This window comes from Alkalihalobacterium alkalinitrilicum (assembly GCF_002019605.1).
Taxonomy (GTDB): Bacteria; Bacillota; Bacilli; order Bacillales; family Bacillaceae_F; genus Alkalihalobacterium; species Alkalihalobacterium alkalinitrilicum.
On record NZ_KV917368.1, the window covers coordinates 3,424,582 to 3,428,309 of the forward strand.

At 41.6% G+C, this 3,728-nt stretch carries 5 protein-coding genes; all 5 read right to left on the reverse strand.

Annotation, left to right across the window (positions count from 1 at the left end):
* Nucleotides 1-95: 95 nt before the first annotated feature.
* Nucleotides 96-608, reverse strand: a complete 513-nt coding sequence (locus BK574_RS16485; protein ID WP_078430900.1) for a type 1 glutamine amidotransferase domain-containing protein — start codon at nucleotides 606-608, stop codon at nucleotides 96-98.
* Nucleotides 609-754: 146 nt separating this feature from the next.
* A complete protein-coding gene (locus tag BK574_RS16490) occupies nucleotides 755-1,054 on the reverse strand; it encodes a heme biosynthesis protein HemY (protein ID WP_078429353.1) in 300 nt (99 codons plus the stop codon).
* A 142-nt stretch (nucleotides 1,055-1,196) separates the two neighbouring features.
* Nucleotides 1,197-2,219 (reverse strand): LLM class flavin-dependent oxidoreductase, encoded by a 1,023-nt coding sequence (locus BK574_RS16495; RefSeq protein ID WP_078429355.1) that lies wholly within the window; start codon nucleotides 2,217-2,219, stop codon nucleotides 1,197-1,199.
* Between the two features lie 37 nt (nucleotides 2,220-2,256).
* Nucleotides 2,257-3,222, reverse strand: coding sequence for a TIGR03571 family LLM class oxidoreductase (locus tag BK574_RS16500; protein WP_078429356.1), 966 nt, complete (start codon nucleotides 3,220-3,222; stop codon nucleotides 2,257-2,259).
* A gap of 11 nt (nucleotides 3,223-3,233) precedes the next feature.
* Nucleotides 3,234-3,485 (reverse strand): ArsR/SmtB family transcription factor, encoded by a 252-nt coding sequence (locus tag BK574_RS16505; RefSeq protein WP_420796996.1) that lies wholly within the window; start codon nucleotides 3,483-3,485, stop codon nucleotides 3,234-3,236.
* Nucleotides 3,486-3,728: the final 243 nt, after the last annotated feature.

Below are 3,728 nucleotides of genomic sequence, written 5' to 3' on the forward strand. Positions count from 1 at the left end.
TTAATGACATAGTAAAACCCTTCCTTCTTAAAACCTTTTTTGTATTGATCATTCATTGTAAAATTTATTTCTAAAACGATACTATTCAGTACCTATTATTCAGCTAATAATTTTAAGGATTCACGATTAAAGGCAGGAATGTCATCCGGAACACGGCTTGTTACAATATTATTGCTTACCACAACTTCTTCATCTTTGTAGTTAGCACCTGCATTTTTGAGATCGTTCCTTATTGATTTGAAACCTGTTATGTCGACGCCTTTTAATAGGTCTGTATCAATTAATACTTGTGGACCATGGCAAATGGCAAAAACAGGTTTACCTTCTTGTATAAATGCTTTTGCGAATTCACCAAAACGGTCATCTTCACGTAATAAATCAGGAGAGAAGCCGCCAGGGATTAGTAAAGCATTAAAGTCTTGAGGATTAACTTCCCCGATTCCTTTATCTATTTTTACTGTTTCACCTTTTTTACCAGTAATATCTTTTCCAGCCTGTATGTCGATTGTGATCACTTGATGACCGGCATCTTTAAATGCCTGTGCTGGTTCTGTGAATTCTACATCTTCAAATAAGTCTGTTATTAGTGTAGCGATTTTTTTGCTCATCATGATAAGCCCCCTTGAATTTGTAAAAGCATCGTTGGTATTATTCTCATTTATCACAATAAATACAAGTAATCTACCGTGTTTAGTATATGTTACTGCTAGATATATGAGGATATAAAAACATTTAGTATCGCTCTGTCACGTGTTTAATGATGGTGATGCCCTTTGGAAGAATTCGTGATGTCAAATCCTGCTTGCGGCACATAGAAATACTTGATCCAAACCCCATCTAAAAACGGTTCCCTTTTATCAAGTAAAACATCAATGCCTTTGTCTGTTTTCACAATTTCATCATGGTCCGTGGGCGTATCAAGTTTTACATCATAATGGGCATGGTCCCCATGCTCTAGTGTAACGTACACACGAACCATTTTCCCTTCAGCCTCTTCACTTTCTAACATTTGTTTCAGCACTTTAGCAGCATTTCGGTTAATTTTACAGTTCATATCATTATCTCCTATTCTAACAACTTTTTTCTTTTTAATTAAGGAATCCTGTAAACAACCTTATAACCTGATCTACGGTTTTATCCATATTCAATGTCTTAAAAAATCATCAAAGAAGATTTCCTTGCTGATGTCCTCCTTTTCACCTTCTGCTTTTTGTAATTTCTGCCAGAAGATCGTATGAATGCAGGCGAGCTTTGTGGTCGTAAACTTGGGCAATGGCCATGATTTCATCAGCCTGGCTCTCCTCCAAAAATGTATGCAGCTTGTCCTTTATCGTCTGCTGGCTGCCAACAATCGATGTGCCTAATTGCTGCTCGAGAGCCTTTAATTGGTAGCTGCTGGCCACTTCGGATATGTCATCTACCGGTGGTTGAAGCTGTGTAAGGTTTCCGCTCATCAGATTCAAAAATTGCTGCTGCAGGGTTGTGAAAAGGAGTTTTGCCTCTTTATCCGTTTCTGCTGCAATGATATTCAATGCCACCATCGCATACGGCTTATCGAGAACATTCGAAGGCTTAAACACCTTGCGATAGATCTGTAGAGCACCCAGAGTGTTAAGTGGCGAGAAATGGGCGGCAAACGCAAATGGTAAACCCAGTTCTCCGGCCAGCTGCGCACTGAAACCGCTTGAACCTAGCAGCCAGATTGGAATATTCAAACCTTCACCTGGAATCGCTTTTATAGGGTTTCCTTGGGCCAAGGATGGATCAAAGTAACCGCGGAGTTCCGCTAATTGCTCAGGAAAGTCATCTCCGGTACTTCCCAAGTCGCGTCTCAATGCACGAGCGGTCCCCTGATCTGTACCCGGTGCCCGCCCCAGACCAAGGTCAATTCGCCCAGGATATAAGGATTCAAGAGTGCCAAACTGCTCAGCGATGACGAGCGGAGCGTGATTCGGCAGCATGATTCCTCCTGAACCAATCCGGATTTGTGATGTACCGGCTGCCACACGGGACATCAACACAGAAGTGGCGGAACTGGCGATAAACGGCATATTGTGGTGTTCAGCGAGCCAAAAACGGTTGTAGTCAAGTTTTTCAGCATGCTGTGCGAGTTCCAATGTATGGCGGAAAGAATCAGCAGGAGTACTTCCGGCTGTTATCGGTGAAAGATCCAGCACCGAGAATGGAATTTCGTTTAGTTTAATTGCATGTTTAGACATAAGTTCATCTTCTTCCCTTATCCAATTTTATTAAAAACTAATGTCCTACTGGAATTTCATGAGTCGGAAAGTAAGGCCGCACAAACTCTCCAAGCTCCTGTATGACTTCCTCGGGAGGGCGCTTTGAAAAATACAATACAAATGCCAGGTGATTGACCCCAATGGATTGAAATTGATATAAAATTTCTAATAACTGTTTGCGCCCTACGCGAAATCCTAAAGGAATTGGAACAGGAAACTCATCGGGATTTTCCGATAAATCGATAAATAAAGTCTGAGTGAAAGGTTTAAACACTCCTGGGGAGTGAATTTCCGACAACTCGCGATACTCGTTAATCAATTGAGTTTGTTGTGAGATAATCCTCGGGTAATGAATCCAGCCGTCCCCATTCTGGGCGATCCATTCAATCGATTGATTGCTGAATCCTGTCACCATGGTCGGAATCGAAGAAAAAGGCTTTGGGATCATTCTCATATCCGTTCCATCGATGACGCCTAAATCGCTGTTGATTGTCGGACTGTCCTCCTTTAACAGCCGTTCAAGGAATGCATAATTCTTTTTAAACAGCCTTCCACTTTCGAGCTTGGATATTCCCAAAGCTGTGAAATCTTTATCCCGGTCTCCTGAAGCTACTCCCATGATCAGCCGTTCGGGAAACAACCGATCAATAGATGATGCTTCCTTTGCAACTCTGACAGGATGGCGCAGAGGGAGGACCACACTAGCCGTCCCAAGTGCAATATCCTTGGTATGGACCGCAAGATAGGTCAAATAAATCCATACATCAAACATTTGACCATTATCATCAACATTCAAATTCTGAATCGTAACGTCCCGAAGCCACAATGCCGCGAAACCATGGTCTTCAATTTTGCGGGCAAGCGTCAGTTGATTTTCCATAATCGGATATTTGGACATCCTTGCCGTCGGAATCGCAAAACCAAGCGTCATTTTATCCTTTTGGTACAACCTGTTATATGCTCGATGCTGTAATAAACTCACTTCAATTCTCCTTATATTTTTGTACCAATGTATTTTTCGAACTTTTTAATTGTCTCCTCATTACGGCGATAATATGTCCATTGTCCGATTCGCTTTATTTCAACGAGTCCGCTTTGCAGCAAAATCGATAAATACTGTGAAGTTGTGGATTGCGAAATCCCCGACTTGCTTCGGATATCCCCTACGCAAACCCCGCCTTCAAATCCTTCATCAGCAATAATATGGGCTTGCGGTGAAAAATGACTGTCGGGATCTTTTAACATTTGAAGAATGCTCACCCTCGTCTGGTTCGACAATGCCTTAAAAATTTCAACGGCTTGTTCATCATTTAAGCGTTCCAATTCCTGCTTCAATGTCATTTGCCTCTTTCTATATCAATTATCACTATCCCAATGGAAGCTGGATAGATGATCTGAAAGCATCATGCCAAATCGGTAATTCCCGATATTAATATATTAGCCATCTGGTCCTTCCAAATCAAATGATTTGTTTCGAAGGAGATACGG